The sequence below is a fragment of the Sphingomonas sp. genome, assembly GCF_965200105.1.
Lineage (GTDB): Bacteria > Pseudomonadota > Alphaproteobacteria > Sphingomonadales > Sphingomonadaceae > Solisphingomonas.
The window spans coordinates 891964-909865 of sequence record NZ_CBDATN010000002.1; the positions used below are offsets into that span (position 1 = coordinate 891964).

Annotated in this window: 10 protein-coding genes; 2 read left to right on the top strand and 8 right to left on the bottom strand. The window is 69.2% G+C overall.

Annotation, left to right across the window (positions count from 1 at the left end; translation table 11 throughout):
• Positions 1-125: 125 nt before the first annotated feature.
• The 4 genes from ACOFKX_RS05695 to ACOFKX_RS05710 all read right to left on the bottom strand — a co-directional run bounded on the left by ACOFKX_RS05695 (position 126) and on the right by ACOFKX_RS05710 (position 6934).
• Entirely contained in the window at positions 126-3551 is a 3426-nt protein-coding gene (locus ACOFKX_RS05695; protein WP_419826095.1) for an amidohydrolase family protein, read from the bottom strand.
• 306 nt (positions 3552-3857) lie between these two features.
• Positions 3858-4814 (bottom strand): iron exporter MbfA, encoded by a 957-nt coding sequence (mbfA, locus tag ACOFKX_RS05700; protein WP_419826096.1) that lies wholly within the window; start codon positions 4812-4814, stop codon positions 3858-3860.
• Positions 4815-4866: 52 nt separating this feature from the next.
• A complete protein-coding gene (locus tag ACOFKX_RS05705) occupies positions 4867-6270 on the bottom strand; it encodes a sensor histidine kinase (protein ID WP_419826097.1) in 1404 nt (467 codons plus the stop codon).
• Positions 6257-6934, bottom strand: coding sequence for a response regulator transcription factor (locus tag ACOFKX_RS05710; RefSeq protein WP_419826098.1), 678 nt, complete (start codon positions 6932-6934; stop codon positions 6257-6259). The genes ACOFKX_RS05705 and ACOFKX_RS05710 overlap by 14 nt, the downstream gene beginning before the upstream one ends.
• A gap of 129 nt (positions 6935-7063) precedes the next feature.
• Between ACOFKX_RS05710 and ACOFKX_RS05715 the strand changes: the two genes are divergently transcribed.
• Positions 7064-8320, top strand: coding sequence for a TolC family protein (locus ACOFKX_RS05715; protein ID WP_419826099.1), 1257 nt, complete (start codon positions 7064-7066; stop codon positions 8318-8320).
• Positions 8317-11529 carry an efflux RND transporter permease subunit gene (locus ACOFKX_RS05720; RefSeq protein ID WP_419826100.1) on the top strand — a complete coding sequence of 1071 codons (3213 nt, stop codon included), beginning with the start codon at positions 8317-8319 and terminating at the stop codon, positions 11527-11529. Before ACOFKX_RS05715 ends, ACOFKX_RS05720 begins: the two co-directional genes overlap by 4 nt.
• A gap of 45 nt (positions 11530-11574) precedes the next feature.
• Here ACOFKX_RS05720 and ACOFKX_RS05725 read toward each other — a convergent pair whose 3' ends face one another.
• Genes ACOFKX_RS05725 through ACOFKX_RS05740 form a run of 4 tightly spaced genes read right to left on the bottom strand, consistent with a single transcriptional unit; the run spans position 11575 to position 17839 of the window.
• Positions 11575-12360 carry a hypothetical protein gene (locus tag ACOFKX_RS05725; RefSeq protein ID WP_419826101.1) on the bottom strand — a complete coding sequence of 262 codons (786 nt, stop codon included), beginning with the start codon at positions 12358-12360 and terminating at the stop codon, positions 11575-11577.
• 30 nt (positions 12361-12390) lie between these two features.
• The gene (locus ACOFKX_RS05730) at positions 12391-15456 is read right to left on the bottom strand and encodes an efflux RND transporter permease subunit (protein ID WP_419826102.1); all 3066 of its coding nucleotides are present in this window, start codon (positions 15454-15456) and stop codon (positions 12391-12393) included.
• Positions 15453-16481, bottom strand: coding sequence for an efflux RND transporter periplasmic adaptor subunit (locus tag ACOFKX_RS05735; protein ID WP_419826103.1), 1029 nt, complete (start codon positions 16479-16481; stop codon positions 15453-15455). Before ACOFKX_RS05735 ends, ACOFKX_RS05730 begins: the two co-directional genes overlap by 4 nt.
• Positions 16478-17839 carry a TolC family protein gene (locus ACOFKX_RS05740; RefSeq protein WP_419826104.1) on the bottom strand — a complete coding sequence of 454 codons (1362 nt, stop codon included), beginning with the start codon at positions 17837-17839 and terminating at the stop codon, positions 16478-16480. The genes ACOFKX_RS05735 and ACOFKX_RS05740 overlap by 4 nt, the downstream gene beginning before the upstream one ends.
• Positions 17840-17902: the final 63 nt, after the last annotated feature.

Consider the following 17902-nt stretch of genomic DNA (forward strand, 5'->3'; position numbering starts at 1 on the left):
TTCGTCTCTCAGGATTTGATGACCTCCGAAGAGCGATGTGGCCTGAGCCTACACGTGATCAGGTCGGATGAGTGCTGACCTGAGCCATTCTCCTGATGAGCCGCGCGATCCCTCAACCGGATTGATCATCGCGCGACCGCCGACACGGCGCAGGATGATGACGCAAGATCGGGCGGTGGAAATTGCGGCACCACCGTCCTGTCCGCATCGCCACCGCGCTGACAGTCGTTCTTTCGCGACGAGACGGCGGGCCGTTGATCCGTCCTCGCCGCGTCGTCGGACGTCGCCGGCGACCAGCGCGTGTTGGCTGAGTCGTCCGCGAACCAAGCCGGCGGCAGCGGCTTCCTTAAAGGCCATAATTGTTCGAGGTCAGATGCATCGTACAATACTCCGTCGCGCATGACCTGCACGACGGCTCGCGTGTTCCGTATGTCGACGAGGGGATCCTTCCCGAGCACGACGAGGTCGGCTACCTTGCCTGGTTCGATGCTGCCGAGATCGGAAGCGCGGCCGATCGTCTCCGCCGACCCGATGGTCGCCGCTTGGAGCACAGCCGCAGGGCTCATCCCCCCAAGCTGATGCAGCTCCATCTCCCAGTGGAAGCCGATGCCCGGGGTTTCGCCATGGCTCCCGATCCCGACCAACCCTCCTCTTGCCTGGAGCGCGCCCGCATCAGCCGCGATCGACGGGAACCGGTATTCCGAGAGCCGCCACCAGGGCCGGCGTAGAAAGACCTGGTCGATCGCCACACCAGGCCAGAAGCGGCGGATCTTGGGGTCGTCGTGCGGATCATCGCGAGCGATCATCCAATTCTCGCCCTCGGGGCCACCGTTCGTGATGTTCAGCGTCGTCGTGTAGCTCGTGCGCGCAAATTTCATCAGCGTCAGCACGTCGTCCTGCAGGGGCGACGCGACCAGCGCATGCTCGTTGCCGGCAAAGCCATCGATCACCTGCGAGAGGTCCAGTTTCATGGACAGCGCGCCTTCGGTGGTCGGCTGCAGGCCCAGCGCGCGGCACGCCATCGCCACCCATTCGCGGACGCGGCGACTGCCGGTGCGATACTCCTTGATGTTGTAGATCCGGTAATCGTCGCGGTAGCGCCGCACCACCGACATCACCTCGTCGAGCGAGGAGAAACGCTGCATGGAGAAGAGCGCGACCCCGGTCTGCCGCACTCGCGGGCCGATCATCAGCCCGCTGTCCAGCAGATCCTGGTAAGGCAGCATGTCGATTGTGAGCGTGGACGGGTCGAAGCTTGTCGTGACGCCGTAGGCCAGTCGCGCGCGAAGGCCCCACTCCTCCAGCCCCAGCACATCCCGCCGGACGGTTGCGATATGATCGTGGGTGTCGATGAAACCCGGCACGACCGTCTGCCCCGTCAGGTCCCGCACCGGCGTACCCGGCGGCACGGCGATGCTGCCGGCCCTGCCGACGGCCCGGAAACGGCCGTCCTCGATCAGGATGTCAGCATCGGGGATGACTCTATCGCCAGCGGCCATCGTCAGCACGCGGGCGCCATGCAGGAGAAGGCGCCTCGGCGCGGCGGCGAAGGGGCGCTCCACGTCTGCCGGATAAACGACTTCGCCGCTGGGCTCGTCCGCCGTCCAGTTCGGCCTGCTGTCCAGCGCGACGCCGGAGAGCGGGCGTGCATGGAAGGTGGAGCCCGTCGACCACTCGATCGCCTTCCCGTCCGCCGACCACTCGAAATAATCGGCGCCGGCCGAAGTCACGCGCCGATGCGGCGTCTGCGGGTTCGACAGGTCGAGAGTGGCGCCGGGCGCCGGCATCTTGGCGAGGTGCAGCTGTTGCGCCACTTGCGCGAGGAGCCAATGGCCGTCGGGACTGATCCGCACGTCGTCGACCGGCACCGCGCCATATTGAAAATACCAGCCCGGCCCCTTGACCGACACGGCGAGCGATCGTCGACCGGACGCGAGCTCGACGAGGTCGAGCCCATCATCGGCGAGGATGTAGGCGTTTCCGTTCGCGAACTGCGGACGACCGCCGATAACCGCGTGCATGACGGTTCGCGCCCGACCGCCTGTCGCGGGCAGTTCCACGAGATCGGCGTCACGCAACCTGCCATATTCCATATAAAGGTCGAGGCGCTGCGTCTGGCCGGATCGCACGGCCAGCACGTGGCTGCCATCGGGCGTGAACACGGGGTAGGTATAGTAGGCTGGCACGTCGGTCAGCCGGCTCGGCGGCCGTGATCCGTCGACGGGTGCCGACCACACCGCACCCGCGCCACGCTCGCTCCACCGGACCCAGACGAGCCGACGCCCATCGGCACTCCAGCTCGGTTGGAAGGCGGGATCGCCGCCGGGCGCGAACTCCGTTGGCCGCGAATGGCCGTCGAGCGGCATGAGGTAGAGGCGGCCGAAGGCCGAGAAAGCCAAGGTGCGGCCGTCGGGCGACGCGACGGGCGCCATGATGAGGCGCGCTTTCACCGGACCGCCGATGTCGCGAATGTCCTGCCGGGTCGACGGGCCGATCGGCATGTCGACGTGCGCCGTGAAGGGAATGCGGGTCACGGCGCCATCGGCGATCTCGATCCGCTCGATCCCGCCACGGGCGCTCAGCATGATAGCCTTGCCGTCCCGGGTGAACGTGTAACGCGGCTCGAGATCCTGCCACATCGAGGCTTGGAGCTGATCGCGCTCTATGGGGTAGGCCAGGCGATGGTCCTCGCCGGTGGCGAGATCCCGGACGCGGAGCTCGGTCTGCCCGTCCAGTCGCGACGCGTAGGCGAGTAGCCGGCCGTCTGGCGACGGCATCGGTCGAAAGGAGGCGCCCGGGTTGCCGCTCTTCCGCGGCCCATCCGGTTCGGCGACGACCGTCTCGTCGCGCCCGCTCGCCAGGTCGCGCCTCACGATCGTCCATTCGCCGGGATCGACGAGGTCGAGGCCGCCGACATGCTGCGCGAAGTAGAGGAAGCGACCATCGGACGTCGGTGCGGCGCCGAGCGTCGCCTTCCAAGTGTCGCGAGGCGCATCAGGCGCCTTGCGGATCGGCACGATCAGCGCGCCGCGTCCGGCAAGGTCGTAACGCCAGAGTTCGTAGCTGTTGAGGTCCGGCCGATACCGGCTCACGTAAATCGAACCGCCGTCCGGCGACCAAGCTGGCGACGTCAGCGCCGTGTCGTCGTCTCCGAAGGTCAGTTGACGCGCGCCCGTGCCGTCGGGCTTGGCCAACCAGAGGTTCTCCGCGCCCGAGGCGTCGCTGACGTACGCGATCAGCCGTCCGTCGGGCGAGAAGGTCGGCTGGGTGTCGAACGCGAGCCCCGAGGTCAGCCGGGTCGCGCGTCCTCCGGCCGAAGAGACAGCATAGAGGTCCCCGAGCAGGTCGAGAACGATCCGTCGTCCGTCGGGCGAGAGATCGAGCGACATCCAGGTGCCGCTGGCGGTGTCGAAGCTCAGCCGCCGGCCGGGCCTGAGAGGCAGCGTCTGGCCGGGCGGCTGCTGCGGCCGCGCCCGATCGGGTATCGCGCTGTCGATCCGGCTCGGCGACATGTAGGGCAGTGGCGGCTCGCCAGCATCCTGTGCCGCCACCGAGGTGGCATGCGCGAACAGGAGGGCGGCAAGCGAAGGCAGGAGCGGTCTCGCCGGCCGGCCGAGATCTCCCGATCGGGCCCGAGTCGACTGCTGCCGCAGAAGAGGCCTTCCCGTCAGCCGCTTGCCCTCTCCCGCGAGGTCCGCTGGCTTGAGGCTTGCCGTTGCCATACGGTCTACCTTACAACGCCGATCGTCGCGGCGGCTGCATGGATCGGGTCGGGAACTGTTCGGAACAGGCCGGTGGCATCCGATCTACGCCGTTCGCCGACGAGGCCTGATGCTGGAGATGGGCACCCGACTCCATCACCCGCTACCGATCGCGATGCCGGCCGCCAGCACCAGCGCACCCCCCAGCATGACCTTCGCCGCCGCGGATGCCGGCGACGTGTCCATGAAACGATACTGGACCCACGCGATGACGCTGAGCTCGACGAGGACAACGGCTGCGGCGACGACGATGGCCGCCCAGAAATCGGCGATGAGGAACGGCAGCGTATGGCCGACGCCGCCAAGGATCGTCATCAGCCCGCAGATCAGTCCGCGCATGAGTGGCGCACCCCGTCCCGACAACCTTCCGTCGTCGGCGAGCGCTTCGGCAAATCCCATGCTGATCCCCGCTCCGATGCTCGCCGCCATGCCGACGAGAAAGGCGTCCCAGGGCCGATGCGTGGCGAACGCCGCGGCGAACACGGGCGCCAGCGTCGAGACGGAGCCGTCCATCAGCCCGACGAGTCCGGGCTGAACGATCTGAACCACGAAACGCCGACGTGCGTCGTCGTCCTCGCGTTCGCGGCGCCCGCCGGCGAGCTTCTCCTGCTCGATCTCGCCGGCGGAGCGAAGATGATCGAGCTCGGCAGAGGCGAGATCGCCGAGCAGCTTGCGCACCGGCGCGTCGGTGCATCGGTCCGCCGCCTCGCGGTAGAAGCGACTCGCGTCATGCTCCATCCGCTCGACCTCCCGCCGCACCGCATCGAGCCCCTTCAGCAGGACGGCGCGAGGTGAGTTGGGCGTGGGCGCGCTGCGAACGTCGCGACGAGTGATGTAGGGAATGTGTCTCCCGTAGCGTTCGACGTAGAGGTCGATGAGCGCCCGGCGGTGATCCTCCTCCTGCGCCGCCATCTCGTCGAATATGCCCGCGGTATCGGGGTAGAGGTCGCGCAGGCTTCCGGCATAGTCGGCGTAGATCCGCCCGTCCTCCTCCTCGTTCGAGATCGCCAGGGCGAGCACTTCCTGCTCGGCGAGTTCGCGGAACAGTCTCATCGTTGGACGAAGCCGTGGAGCGTATCTGCCGACGAACCTGCCATTGGGAACCTCACGTAATCGCCTTGCCGAAAGCCGCGCCGTAAGCGCTCGCGAGACCGTTCGGCGGCTCGGGCGCGCAGATCAGCAATACCGCGCTTCCCCGATCTGCGAACCGCAAAGCGAAGCCATGCAGGTCGGCGATCGCCTGTACCAGGCTCAGCCCCAGCCCGGCTCCCTCGCAGTCGTGCCGAAGCCGGTAGAAGCGCTGCGTCACCAGCGGACGCTCGGCGAGCGGAACGCCCTGCCCCTCGTCGGCCACCGCGATGACCGGCGCGCCCGCCGCGCAAGCAAGCGACAGCATCACCCGGCCGCCGGAAGGTCCGAATTTCATCGCGTTGTCGATCAGGTTGGAGATCGCCTCCATCAGCAGGCTTGCGTCGCCTTCGACGGACGGGACGGCGCCCAGTTCGCAGCGAAGCTCGATGCCGCGATCCTCCGCGCTCGGCCTATGAAGCTCGTAAGCGTCTTCCACCAATCGCGTGAGGTCGACCTGCGCGAAGCGGCTGCGGCGGGCGGTGTCCTCCAGCTCGCGTATCCGCAGAAGCGCGGCGACAATGCTCAGAAGCATGTCGATGTCCGCAAGCGCCGTATCGGCGATCGCCCGGAACGACGCCGGAACCTCCGCATCGCGCAGGCTGCGCTCCAACCGGGCACGGAGTCGGGTCAGCGGCGTGCGAAGCTGGTGCGCGATGTCGTCGCCGACGCCGCGCACTTCCGCCACCAGGAGCTGCAAGCGATCGAGCATCGCGTTGATGTGCGCGCAGAGCAGGCCGAAACTATCGGGCTGATCACCGACCACGAGGCGCTGATCGAGATCGCCGGCCACGATCCGCTCGGTCAGTCGCTCGACCGCATCCACCTGCCGCGCAGCGCGGCGGCCGGCGAGCAATCCGAAGCCGAGCGCCAGGATGACGCCGGGCAACAGCGCGATCCCCAGCGAGCGGCCGATCACCCGCAGTGCCTCCTCGGCATCGTCGAGATCGACTCCCGTGAGCAAGCGTGTGCCGTCCGGCATCATGCAAAGCCTCAAGCGGGCGATGTCGCTGGTCTTTCCCGGCAACTCCGTAGGCCGGACGGGCACGACGAACGAGGCACGTTCCGGTGCCGCGCCTTCGGGCACGCCGGCGACATTGCCCTCGATCCGCCCGCCCGTCCGGTTGAACAACGCGAGGAAGCGGTCGCGATGTATGTCGCGAGACAGGATGGCGCGCAGCTCCGCAGGTCGACGCGGGGCGGAAAGCTCGGCGAAGCTCCGGCATTCCGCCGCGAACGCGTTCTCGGCCGCTCGTCGATGGCTGCCCGTCGCCAAGGCCCAGAACAACGCCGCGAGAACGACGGATTGCGCGACCAGCAGCGCGGCGATCGCGCCGCCCCAGCGCCATGTCGCGCGCGCGCGGGGGTTAGGCCGGAACATCGAAGACATAGCCTTGCCCGCGGACGTTGCGGATGAGCGGCGCCTCGCCCTCCCCGTCCACCTTGCGCCGAAGCCGGCCCATGTGAACGTCGACCACGTTGCTGTTCGGCTCGAACGTATAGCCCCACACGTCCTGAAGCAGCATGGACCGGGTTACGACCTGCCCCGGGCGCCTCACCAGATAGTCGAGCAGCTTCAGCTCGCGAGGCAGCAGGTCCAACGCCCGTTGGGCGCGGGTCGCGGTGCCCGCGAGGAGATCGAGATCGAGGGGACCCGCGATCAGCCTGGTGTCGCGGCTCTCGTCAGGACGGCGCAGCAACGCCTGCACCCGCGCGACCAGCTCAACCAGGGCAAAGGGCTTCGGCAGGTAATCGTCGCCGCCGGCGCGGAGGCCACGGACCCGATCGTCCAGCGTGCCGAGCGCGCTCAGCACCAGCGCCGGCGTCCTGCGTCCCTCCGCCCGCAATCCCGCGATCAAGTCCAGCCCCTCACCATCGGGAAGCTGCCGATCGACGATGAGGAGATCGACCGAAACGTCGCGCGCGACGACGTAGCCGTCCGCCACGAGGCCGCGGTGCGTGACTCGATAGCCGCCAGCCGTCAGTTCGAGCGCGATCTCGGCGGCGGTACCGGCATCGTCCTCGATCAACAGAATGTGCGTCACGGCCCCTCTTCGCCGGCGTTGATCGAGCGCGTCAATTGAATAGCATTTCAGACTCTGAACCCGGATTTAGTCGACGGCGGTTCGGGATAGCCGGTAACGGGCGCAGGACGCCGATGGGAGTGGTGGATTATGCGGATGATCGCCGTGGCCATGCTGGCGGCCGCCGTCCCCGCGGCGGCGTACGGCCAGGCCGGTACGGCGGTATCGCTCGACCGCCTGGCGCAGGACGTCGTGACGAACAATCCTGAGCGGCAGTTCTACCAGCAGCAGATCCGGACGGCCGGCATCGAGCGGCAGGCGGCCGGCCGCTGGGCCGATCCGGAGGCGGTGGTCGAGTTCGGCGAGCGTCGCCAGAATGACCGGGTCACCGGCGCCGGGCTGGGCGACGGAACCGCTTACGCCGTGTCGATCGTGCAGCCGATCGAGTTCGGCGGACGCATCGCGCTCAGGCGCGCGATCGCGGAGCGACAGGTCGAGCTGGCGCGGAACGGGCTGCAGCAGTTCGACGCCACCCTCGCGAGCCGCGCCCGATCCCTCGGCTACGGCCTGTTCGCCGCCGACGAGAAGGCGGCCGCCGCAAGGAGCGTCGCGACCCGCATGCGAACGCTCGCACGCGTGTTGGTGTCGCGCGATCCGGCCGGGCCGGCACCGCAGCTCGAGGTCGCATCGCTGGAATCCGGCGCGATCAGCGCCGAACGAACCGCCAGCACGGCCGACGCGGAGGCCAACTCCATCCTCTACGAGCTCAACCAGTTGCGCGGGGCACCGTTCACGGCGCGTATTCGGATCGTGAGGCCGGACATGGACCTGCCCGACCTGCCGCCCGGCGCCAGGCTGGCCGCCGACGCGAGCGCCAATAACTTCGAGCTCAAGGCGCTTCGCGCGCAGTTCGAGCAGCAAGGCCTCCGCGTCGATCTCGCCGGCAAATCGCGCATTCCCATCGTCAGCGTCGGCCCCTATTTCGATCGCTCGCGGTCGGACACGCGCGAGACCAATTACGGCGTGCGCCTGTCCACCAGCCTCCCGCTCTGGAATCGGCAGGCTGGCGACGTGGCCGCCGAACAGGGCCGCGAGGCGCAGGCGAACGCTACGCTCGTGAACGCCGAACGACGCATCGCGCGCGAGGTGTTCGATCAGGCGGCGCAGTATAATGCGAAGCGTCGGGCACTGGCGCGATGGAACGGCACCTCGCCTGAGCGTTTCGCCGATGCCGCACGAGATGCGGACCGCAACTACCGCCTCGGCGCGGTCCCGCTCGCGACGTACATGCAGATGCAGCAGTCCTACATCGACGCCACCAACGCCGTGCTCGACACCCGACGCGAGGCGTTGGACGCGCTGCTGCAACTGCGGGCGCTGAACGGCGGCAACGCGCTTACCCAATGATCGCCGGGCTGCTCCGCAGGGTGACGCAACACCGGCTCGCCGTCGCGTTCGTCGCGGCGCTTGTCGCCGCGGTCGGCCTGTGGGCCTTCGCGAGCCTTCAGATCGATGCCATTCCCGACATCACCGGCGTACAGGTGCAGATCAACACCCAGGTCCCCGCACTCGCTCCGGAGGAGATCGAGCGGCTGGTGACGCTGCCGATCGAGCGCGCGATGGGCGGGCAGCCCGGCCTCGACGAAACGCGGTCGCTGACGAAGACCGGCCTCAGCCAGGTCACGCTCCTCTACAAGGACGGCACCGATCAGCTGCGCGCGCGCCAACTCGTCACCGAGCGGCTGACGGCCGTCACGGCCCAGCTGCCGCCGGGCAGCGCTCCACAGCTCGCCCCGATCACCACCGGGCTCGGCGAGATCTACTACTACACGCTTGAATGGAAGCGGCCGCCCGCAGGCATGGACCCGGTGCGCCAGCTGATGGAGATCTACGAGGCGCAGGAATATACCGTGCGCCCGATGCTCCGCGCTGTCGAAGGCGTGGCGGACGTCAACTCGAACGGCGGTTTCGAGCAGCAGTTCGTCGTCGAGCCCGATCCGGCGCGACTGACCAGCCATGGCGTGACCGCCGCCGAGCTGGCGCAGGCGGTCGCCAAGAACGTCGAGAATGCCGGCGGCGGCATCATCCAGCGCGGTGCCGAGCGCTTCACCGTGCGGACGGACGCGCGGGTGATGACCGCGGCCGAGATCGGCGCGATCCCGGTCAAGTTCGCCGCCGGTGTCCTGCCCCTGCAGGTCCGCGACCTCGCGGACGTCGCGATCGGCTCGGCACCGAGACAGGGTGCGGCGACGCAGAACGGGCGCGAGACGGTGCTCGGCACCGCGATGATGCTGGTCGGCCAGAACAGCCGGCAGGTGGCGATGCGCGTGCGGGATGCGCTTCCCGCCATCCAGGCGGCGCTGCCCAAGGGAATGGTGATCCACGAGCAGTACAGCCGCGCGGACCTGGTCGACCGCACCATCCACACCGTCGAGCGCAACCTCGGCGAAGGCGCGTTGCTGGTGGCATTGGTGCTGCTGGTCGTCATGGGCACTTGGCGCGCGGCGCTGATCGTCGCGCTCGTCATCCCGCTCGCCTTCCTCGTGACGGTGACCGGGATGCATGCGATCGGGTTGTCGGGCAACCTGATGAGCCTCGGCGCGCTGGATTTCGGCCTGATTGTCGACGGCGCGATCGTGGTCGTCGAGAACAGCCTGCGGCTGCTCGCCGAGAGGCGGCGCGACAAGAGCGATGAGCTGACGGCCGAGGAACGCCGCGAGACGATCGCGACCGCCGCACGGATGGTCGCCCACCCGACCTTCTTCGGCATCGCGATCATCGCGCTCGTCTACGTGCCCGTGCTGAGCCTGGGCGGCGTCGAGGGAAAGCTGTTCCAGCCGATGGCGCAGGCGGTGATGCTGGCGATCGTCGCCGGATTGGCCTGGACGTTCACCATCGTGCCGGCGCTGTCCGCCTGGCTGCTTCGCGCGCCCGCGGCACGCGCGGAGGGCGAGAAGCGGCACCGCGGCATCATGAGCCATGCCGAGCGCGCCTACGTGCCCGCGTTGGATCACGCGCTCGCCCACCCGCTCCTCCTGGCTACCGGCGCGATCCTGCTGATGGCCGCGACCTTCCTCGTCTTCCGGACGCTCGGCTCCCAATTCACGCCGCAGCTCGACGAAGGCTCCATCACCGCGATGGTCTACCGGCCGGTGGGCATGTCGCTCGAGCATAGCCTGGCGATCGAGGAGGAGACCGAGCGCGCGATCCGGAAGCAATTTCCGCAGGTGACGCACACCTTCTCGCGGATCGGCACCAGCGAGGTGGCGACTGATCCGATGCCGCCCAACGAGAACGACCTCTATATCTTCTACGCGCCGGAGAAGAACTGGCCGAGGGGCGATGGCCGGCCGAGGACCAAGGACGAGCTCAACGCCGGCATCGAGAAGGTCGCCCGCCGGGTCTATGCCGGGCAGAGCCTGGAATTCGCGCAACCGATCGAGATGCGCTTCAACGAGATGCTCGAAGGAGTGCGAGCCGACGTCTCCGTCAAGGTGTTCGGCGAGAATTACGACGTGCTGGAAAACGCGGCCGCCCGGGCCAAGGCGATACTGGAGAAGCTCCCGGGGACCGAGAGCGTCGAGTTCGAGACCGCCGGGCGCCCGAAGAGCATAGTCGTCCAGCTCGATCACGCCGCGCTGCTCCGTCTCGGGATCGGCACGCAGGAGGTGAACAGCGCGATCACCGACGCGATCGCGGGCGCGGAGGTGGGCTTCATCCCGGAGGGCGAGGCTCGCCACATGATCGTTGTCCGGATGCCGGAAGCGTTGCGCGCGAACGGCGCGGCGATCCTCGCTTTGCCCCTGCGCGTCGGCGAGTACGGCATGGTGCCGTTGTCCCGCGTCGCGCGGCTCGTCGAGGCGCCGACGGTGGAGCCGATCCTCCACGACGATGCCAAGCGCCGCGCCGCGCTGATGGTCAATCTTTCGACCAGCGATCTCGAGGGGTATGTCCGGAAGGCGGAGGCGGCGATCGACAGCCAAATCAAGCTGCCGCCCGGCTATCGCATCGAGTTCGGCGGCCAGTTCCACCAGCTCGAGGCGGCGCAGAAGCGGCTCTCGGTGGTGGTGCCGGTGACGCTGCTACTGATCTTCCTCCTGGTCTACGCGGCGCTGGGCAGCGTGGGCGAGGCAGCGATCGTCTACACCGGCATCCCCTTCGCGGTGACGGGCGGCGTGCTGGCGCTGTGGGTACGTGGCATGCCCTTCTCGATCACCGCGGCGATCGGCCTCATCGCGCTGTCGGGCATCGCGATGCTGAACGGGCTGGTGCTGGTGGACCACATCAACAGCCTGCGCGACGGGCGGAGCGGCGGCGCCCGCCTGCCGGTGGACGAAGCGGTGCGGACCGGTGCGCACGACCGGCTGCGGCCTGTGCTCTCAACCGCGCTGGTCGCCTCGGTCGGCTTCGTCCCGATGGCGATCGCCACGGGAGCGGGCGCGGAAGTCCAGCGGCCGCTGGCGACGGTGGTGATCGGGGGGATCATCACCTCGACCATTCTGACGCTGTTGCTGCTGCCCAGCCTCTATCGCCTGCTCGCGGCAAGGCAGCGCCGGAGGCGGGCGAGGCGTGAGCCGGCCGGACGCGTTCAACCATCGCGTAAGGTGAACGCGTAACGGCTGGCGTCCGAGTGGCTCGAACATCTCACGAAGGCTGCAGCCTCAACCGGCGAGCGACGAGCTCCGATCCGAGCCGCGCGACCGCCATACCAGCACGGCGACGAAAGCGACGCCGGTAATGAGCGTCGCGAGCGGCAGGCCGATATTCGCGGTGCTGCTCTCGGCCAGCCAGTCGCCCATCGCGGTGCCGGTCGTGCGCGCCACGCCGACGGTCAGCCAGTAAAGCATCAGGTGGCGCACGCCGCCCGCGCTCCAGGCCGCGAGCGCCCCGGCGAGCGCCACCGCCAGCAGGAGCGAGGCGGCTCCTTGGCCCACGGCATGGGAGCAGACGTCGCCAGCCACCGTGCCGAACACGCCGGCGCTCAGCATCGCCGCCCAATAGGCGCCACCGGTCGCCGGCATGCCCCTGGTCTCCTCGGCCGCGCTCTCCGACGCGTCCCGCCGGTGGATCGACAGCCAGCCGAACAGCGCGAGCAGGATGGCGAGCACGGCCGTGAGCGCGAGCACGAGCGCGTCCGCCAATCCCGACCGGCCGCCCTCCGGCGCGATCTGTCCGACCGCGTCGTAGGCGAGGAAATCGGCGATGTTGGTCGCCCCGGTACGGATGATGATGATCGCCAGCCAGTAGTAGAGCTCGCGCGGAGCCTCATCGCGGCGCTCGACGAGGAAGACCAGCGCCGCGACGGCTGTGAGGATCGCCAGCCCCGGAACGATCCCGAGGCCGCTCTCGTGCGCGTAGAAGTCGCCGAGGTTCGTCCCGAACAGGCTGGCGAGCGTGATCGCGGCCCAGTAGCTCGCGTCGACCTGAGGCATATGACGAAGTTGCATGCTTCTACTCCGATCGTGTGGGATGCGCTCTCAGGCGGGACGGGCGATCGGGTCGGGCGCGCTGCGGTCGCGACGGCCGAACAGGAGGAGCAGCATCGGCAGGAAGCAGAGCACGAGCGGCGCGCCGATCACGAGACCGGCGATGATCGCGGTCGCGAGCGGGGCCTGCAGGCCCGCGCCACGGCTGATACCCAGCGCGAGCGGTAGCAGCGTCAGCACGGCGATCAGCGCCGACATCAGGATCGGCCGCAACCGCGCGCGGCCCGCCTCGACCAGCCCCGACGCGGTGATCGCACCCGCGACGGGCAATTCGGCAAGGAAGAAGATCGCCAGTTCGGTAATCATGCCGACCACCATCGTGAGGCCCATCAGCGCCGATATGTCGAGCTCGGTGCCGGTAAGCCACAAGCCTAGGAACACGGCGGTGGTCGACAGCAGCACCGTGCCGATCACCGCGGCCGTATAGGCCCATCGCTCAAACAGCAGCGTGAGCAGCAACGCGGAGAGCAGCAGCGCCGCGACGAACACGGTGGTGAGGTCCGCGAAGGACCGTCGCTGCTGCGCGTAGAGCCCACCATAGTCGACCCGGACGCCGACGGGCAGGTGCAAGCCGTCGATCGTCCGCTTCACATCGGCCATGCCGGTCCCGAGATCCTTGCCCTCAAGCCGCGCGGTGACGGGGATCATCGGTGCGAGATCCTCCCGCGTGATCTGGCGCTGGCCGGCGGCGATGCTGATCTTCGCGACCGACTGCAAGGTGACGGTCCGTCCGTCAGGCGCGCGGATCAGCAACTTGCCCAGAGCGTCCGCGCGGCTGCGCAGCTCCTGCGGCAGGCGCACCCGCACGTCGATGACCTGCTCGCCCGAGAGGATTTGGGTGGCGACTGTGCCGCCGACGGCGGCCTCGACCTGTCGGGCGATCGCGTCGGGATCGACCCCTGCGATCGCCGCGGCGGCCCGGTCGACGCGCACGTCGATCGCATCGCCCGCCACGCGCAAGCCGTTGACGACCTCGACGACGCCCTCGATCTTGCCGATCGCATCGGCAACCCTGCCGGCCGATCTTACGAGCTGCGCATCGTCGTCGCCGAACAGCTTGACCTCGATGGGCTGAGGCACGGCGGTCAGGTCGCCGATCAAGTCCTCCATGAGCTGCGCCGTCTCGATCTCGAGCCCGGGCACCTGTCCCTCGATCTTCGAGCGGATCTCCGCCATCACCTCGTCGATCGGGCGGCGGCTGCCGCCCTTCAGGCGGATGAAGAAATCGCCCTCGTCCGCCTCGCTCAATCCGCCACCAAGCTGCACGCCGGTCCTACGCGAGTAGCTCGATACTTCGGGCGTCCGACGGATGATCGCCTCGACCTGCCGGAGCAGGCGGTCCGTGTCGCTGAGCGCCGCACCCGACTTCGCCTTGTAATCGAGGATGAAGCCGCCTTCGTCCATCGCCGGCATGAAGCCGGACTCTATGTGCGTCCAGGCGAGCGCGCCGAGCGCGACCAGCACTGCGGCGACAAGGCCGGCGAACAGCCCCGGCCGGGCGAGCGCCCGCACGCCGAGCCGCTCGTAGCGGGTGGCGATCGCGTCGGTCATGCGCTCGGCCCGGTCGGCCGCCTCGGCGTCCCTGAGCGTCAGCCAGCGGTGCGCGACGAGCGGCAGCACGTACCGGGCGTAGAGCAGCGACACGCCGAGCGCGGCCACCATGGTCACGGCGAGCGCCTTGAAGAAACCGCCGGTCACGCCCGAGATGAAGGCGAGCGGCAGGAACACCACGATCGTCGCCAGTGTCGATCCGAGCAGCGGCCGCGCCATCTCGCGCGCCGCCGCCAGGAGGGAGGGCCGGTCGGCGTCGCCCTCCGCTTCCTGCAGACGGCGCATGAGATGCTCCAGCATCACCACCGCGTCGTCGACGATCAGGCCCACGGCCGCCGCCATGCCGCCGAGCGTCATCATGTTGAAGCTCATGTGCAGCGCGTAGAGCGCGAGGCAGGTCGCCGCGAGCACGGCCGGCAGGAGGATCGCGGTGATGACCATCAGGCGCCACGAGCGCAGGAACAGGAACAGCACGACGCCGGCGAGAAGGGCGCCGAGCAAGATGGCGTCGCGCACCGCGTGCGCCGCGCCCGTGACCAGCTCGGACTGGTCGTAGAAGAAGCTCACGTCCACGCCGGCCGGAAGATTCGCACCCTTCAGCCGGTCGTTCACCTGCTTCGCGAGATCCACCGCGTCCGCGGTCGGGGTCTGGCGGATGTTGACGAGCACGGCGTTGGTGCCGTTCGAGGTCACGCGGGTCCAGGCCGGCGCCGGCGCGCGCCGGATCGTGGCGAGCTGGCCCAGCGTGGCCACCCCGGCCCCGGCGGCGGTGCCGGACTTCACCGGCACGTCGGCGATGTCGGCCTCGGTCGTCAGCCGGTCGTCGACGAGCGCGAGGTATAGGCGATGCCGGTCCTCGATCCGGCCGACGGCGGCGACGCTGTTCGCGGAGCCCAGCGCGGTGGCGACGTCGGCGATGGTGAGGCCGAGCGCCTGGAGCCGCGCGGGATTGACCTCGACCTCCATCTCGGGCGTCGCGCCGCCGAGCACGTCGACGCCGGCGACGCCAGGCACGGTGGAGAGCAGCGGGCGGACGCGGAGCTGGGCGAGCTGGGCGAGCGCGACGCCGTCCAGCGTGCGCGACGTCAGCGATATGCCGAGCACCGGGAAGATGGTGGGGTCCGAACGGCGGACACTGAATCGGGTGCCGCTCGGCAGGTCGGGCAGGATCGTCGCGAGCGCGCCCTGGGTGGCGAGGGTCGCGGCAACCATATCGTCGCCCCAGTCGAAGCTCAGCGCCACCTCGGCCGAGCCACGGCTGGTGGTGGAGCGGATCTGCGTGACGCCGGGGATGGCGCGAAGCGCGATCTCGGCTGGCCGCGTGATGTCGGCCGCCATTTGCGTCGCATCGCGTTCGCCCGCGTCGATCGAGACGACCACGCGAGGATAGTCGATGTGCGGGAAGAGCGTGACCGGCAGCCGCAGCGCGGCGGCCAGTCCCGCCAGCGTCACGAGAAAGACGGCGAGCGAGATGGAGCGGCCGTGCCGCTGCACAAGCTCCCTCACTGCTCGCGCACCCTCATGCCATCGTCGAGCGCCGTGCCGCCCTCGGTGACGACCTTGTCTCCCGCCGCGAGCCCGCTCAGCACCTGGATGCGATCGCCCGCCGAGTTGCCGGGCAGGACTGGCGTGCGGTGCGCCACTCCACCCCTCACCGTGTAGACGAAGCTCTTGCCGCCATCGTCGAGCAGCGCCGAGTAGGGGATGGTGAGGCCGTTCGCCTGCGCGGTGAGCGCCAGCGCGCCGCGTAGCGACTCTCCGGGTCCCACGGAGAAACCCCGGGGAATGCGCGCGTAGATCGAGGCCAGCCGCGTCGTCTGGTCGACCTGGCTGTCGACGCCAGACACCGGCACCGCGACATGATCTCCGCTCGCCAAGCTGTCGAGCTGCAGCGGCTGGCCGGCGTGGACGCGCTGCGCGATCGCCGGGTCAATGCCGAGATGCGCGCGCAGGTCGCCCGGCACGGCAATCGTGGCCAGCGTCGCACCGGCAGCGACCTGATCGCCCGACCTCGCGTTCAAGCCCTGCACGACGCCAGCCACGGGCGCGCGCAGGGCGCCGCCCGCACCGGACAACCCGAGGTTGAGCCGAACCGCGCGCGCCGTATCGGCCGCCGCCCGCGCAGTCTCCACGTCGGCATCGGACATGAGCCCGTCGGCGCGCATCCGACGCGCGCGTGCGTAGGCAGCGCTGGCGGTGGCGGCATCGGCCGCCGCCTTGGCGATGTCGGAAGCGCTGGTCCGGCTCGGCCGCAGCCTGACCACCGCCTGCCCGGCCGTGACGGCGGTGCCGTTCGGCGCGACGATCCGGTCGACGATCGCCTCGGCGGGCGCCACGAGAGTATGCTCGCCTCCAGGCCCGGCCTCCGCCATGCCGTAGACGATCGTCCGATCCGACGTGGCCCCGGCCTGGACCGGTGCGGTACGCACCAGCGCGACGGGATCGCTCTTCGCGGCCTCGTCCTCGTCTCCGCCGCCGGAGCCGCAGCCCGCGAGGGCCAGCAGCGGCAGCAAGGCAATCAGTCGTCTCATCGGCTCCATCCCTCGCTGAGGCTCCCCGAGAGGAGCTCGAGCGCAATGCTGTTCTCCGCGATCTGCTGATCGAGCTGCAGCAGCGTCAATTCGCGATCGCGGACCGCCTGTTCGGCCGTCGCGGCGGCCGCGGCCGAGAGGTCGCCGCGGCGCTCGGCGGCCATCGAACTTACCGCGATCCGCCGAATGGCAGGCATCTGGGCGATCAGTACCGTCCTCTGCCGACGCTGTACCGAGAGGCCGACCGTCGCTGCCGTGATCTCGGCACGGGTCTGGAAGAGACGCGCCTCATACTCCGCCTTGAGCTGTCCGCGGGTCGCGGTCGCCACCGCAATGCCGCCGCGATTACGGTTCCAGAGCGGCAGCGTGAACCCGACCGCGGGACCGATGGTGCGATTGTCGCTCGTGTCCCGGGCACCCGCGATCGCCAGCGACAGGTTCGGGAACTGATCCAGCACGGCCTTGTGGACGTCCGCTTCCGCCGCGTCATAGCCCGAGCGCAGTGCCTGGAGGTCGAGCCTGCGGTCGACGGCCTGCGCGACCAGCGCCGGCGCGGGCGGGGGCGCGACCGGCTCGGCGCCGGCGGCCAGCCTCAGACTGGTCTCCGGCGGCAGGCCGAGCAGCTTGTTCAGCTCGCCGCGAGCGGTCACGAGATCATTCTCCGTCGCGCGCGCCCTGACGGCCGCATCGAGCGCCGCTTGACGACGAACGTCGACGTCCGATCCGGAGATGTCGCCGCGCGCGCCCGCGCGCTCGGCGGAGGCGAACAGGGCTTCGGCGGAGGCGGCGCTTGCCTGAGCGATGACGAGCTGCCGCACCAGCGAGAGGATACGCACGCCTTGCAGGCGCGCCTGACCGGCGGTCTGCCACTCGGACCAGGCGAGGTCCAAGCGGACCTGTCGCTGACTTGCCTCGCCGCCGCGGCGGGTGATCCGTGCGGTGCGGAGCTGGTTCAGGTCCAGCGCGATCTGCCCGCCCAGAGCGTCGAAGGCGTCCGGTCCTGCGAGCAGCTTGTCGAAATTGCCCTGAAAAGTGGGATCCGGAAGCAGCCGGGCCGAGAACGCCTGCGCCTCCGCCACGCCCAGCTTGGATCGCAACGCCTTGAGGTCCGGGTTGGCGAGCACGGCTACGATCGCCAGCGCATCGGGAGAAAGCGGCTGCGTCCAGTCGATTACCTGGGGCCGGATATAGGGACGATCGATACGCTCGGCGTCGGCGGATATGATCGCGAGGTCCGGCGGCATGAGCGTGGTCGCGGCGGGATCGAGCGGCGCGGGGCGATAGCTCGCGCACCCGACCGGCATCATCAGCACCGAGGCGACAACGATCGACGTGCGGATCCGGTGCGACGATATCATGCGCTGTGCGTCGGCATTGCCCCTCCTCCCGTCCTGCGCCGATAGCGCGGCAGGCATTGGCCC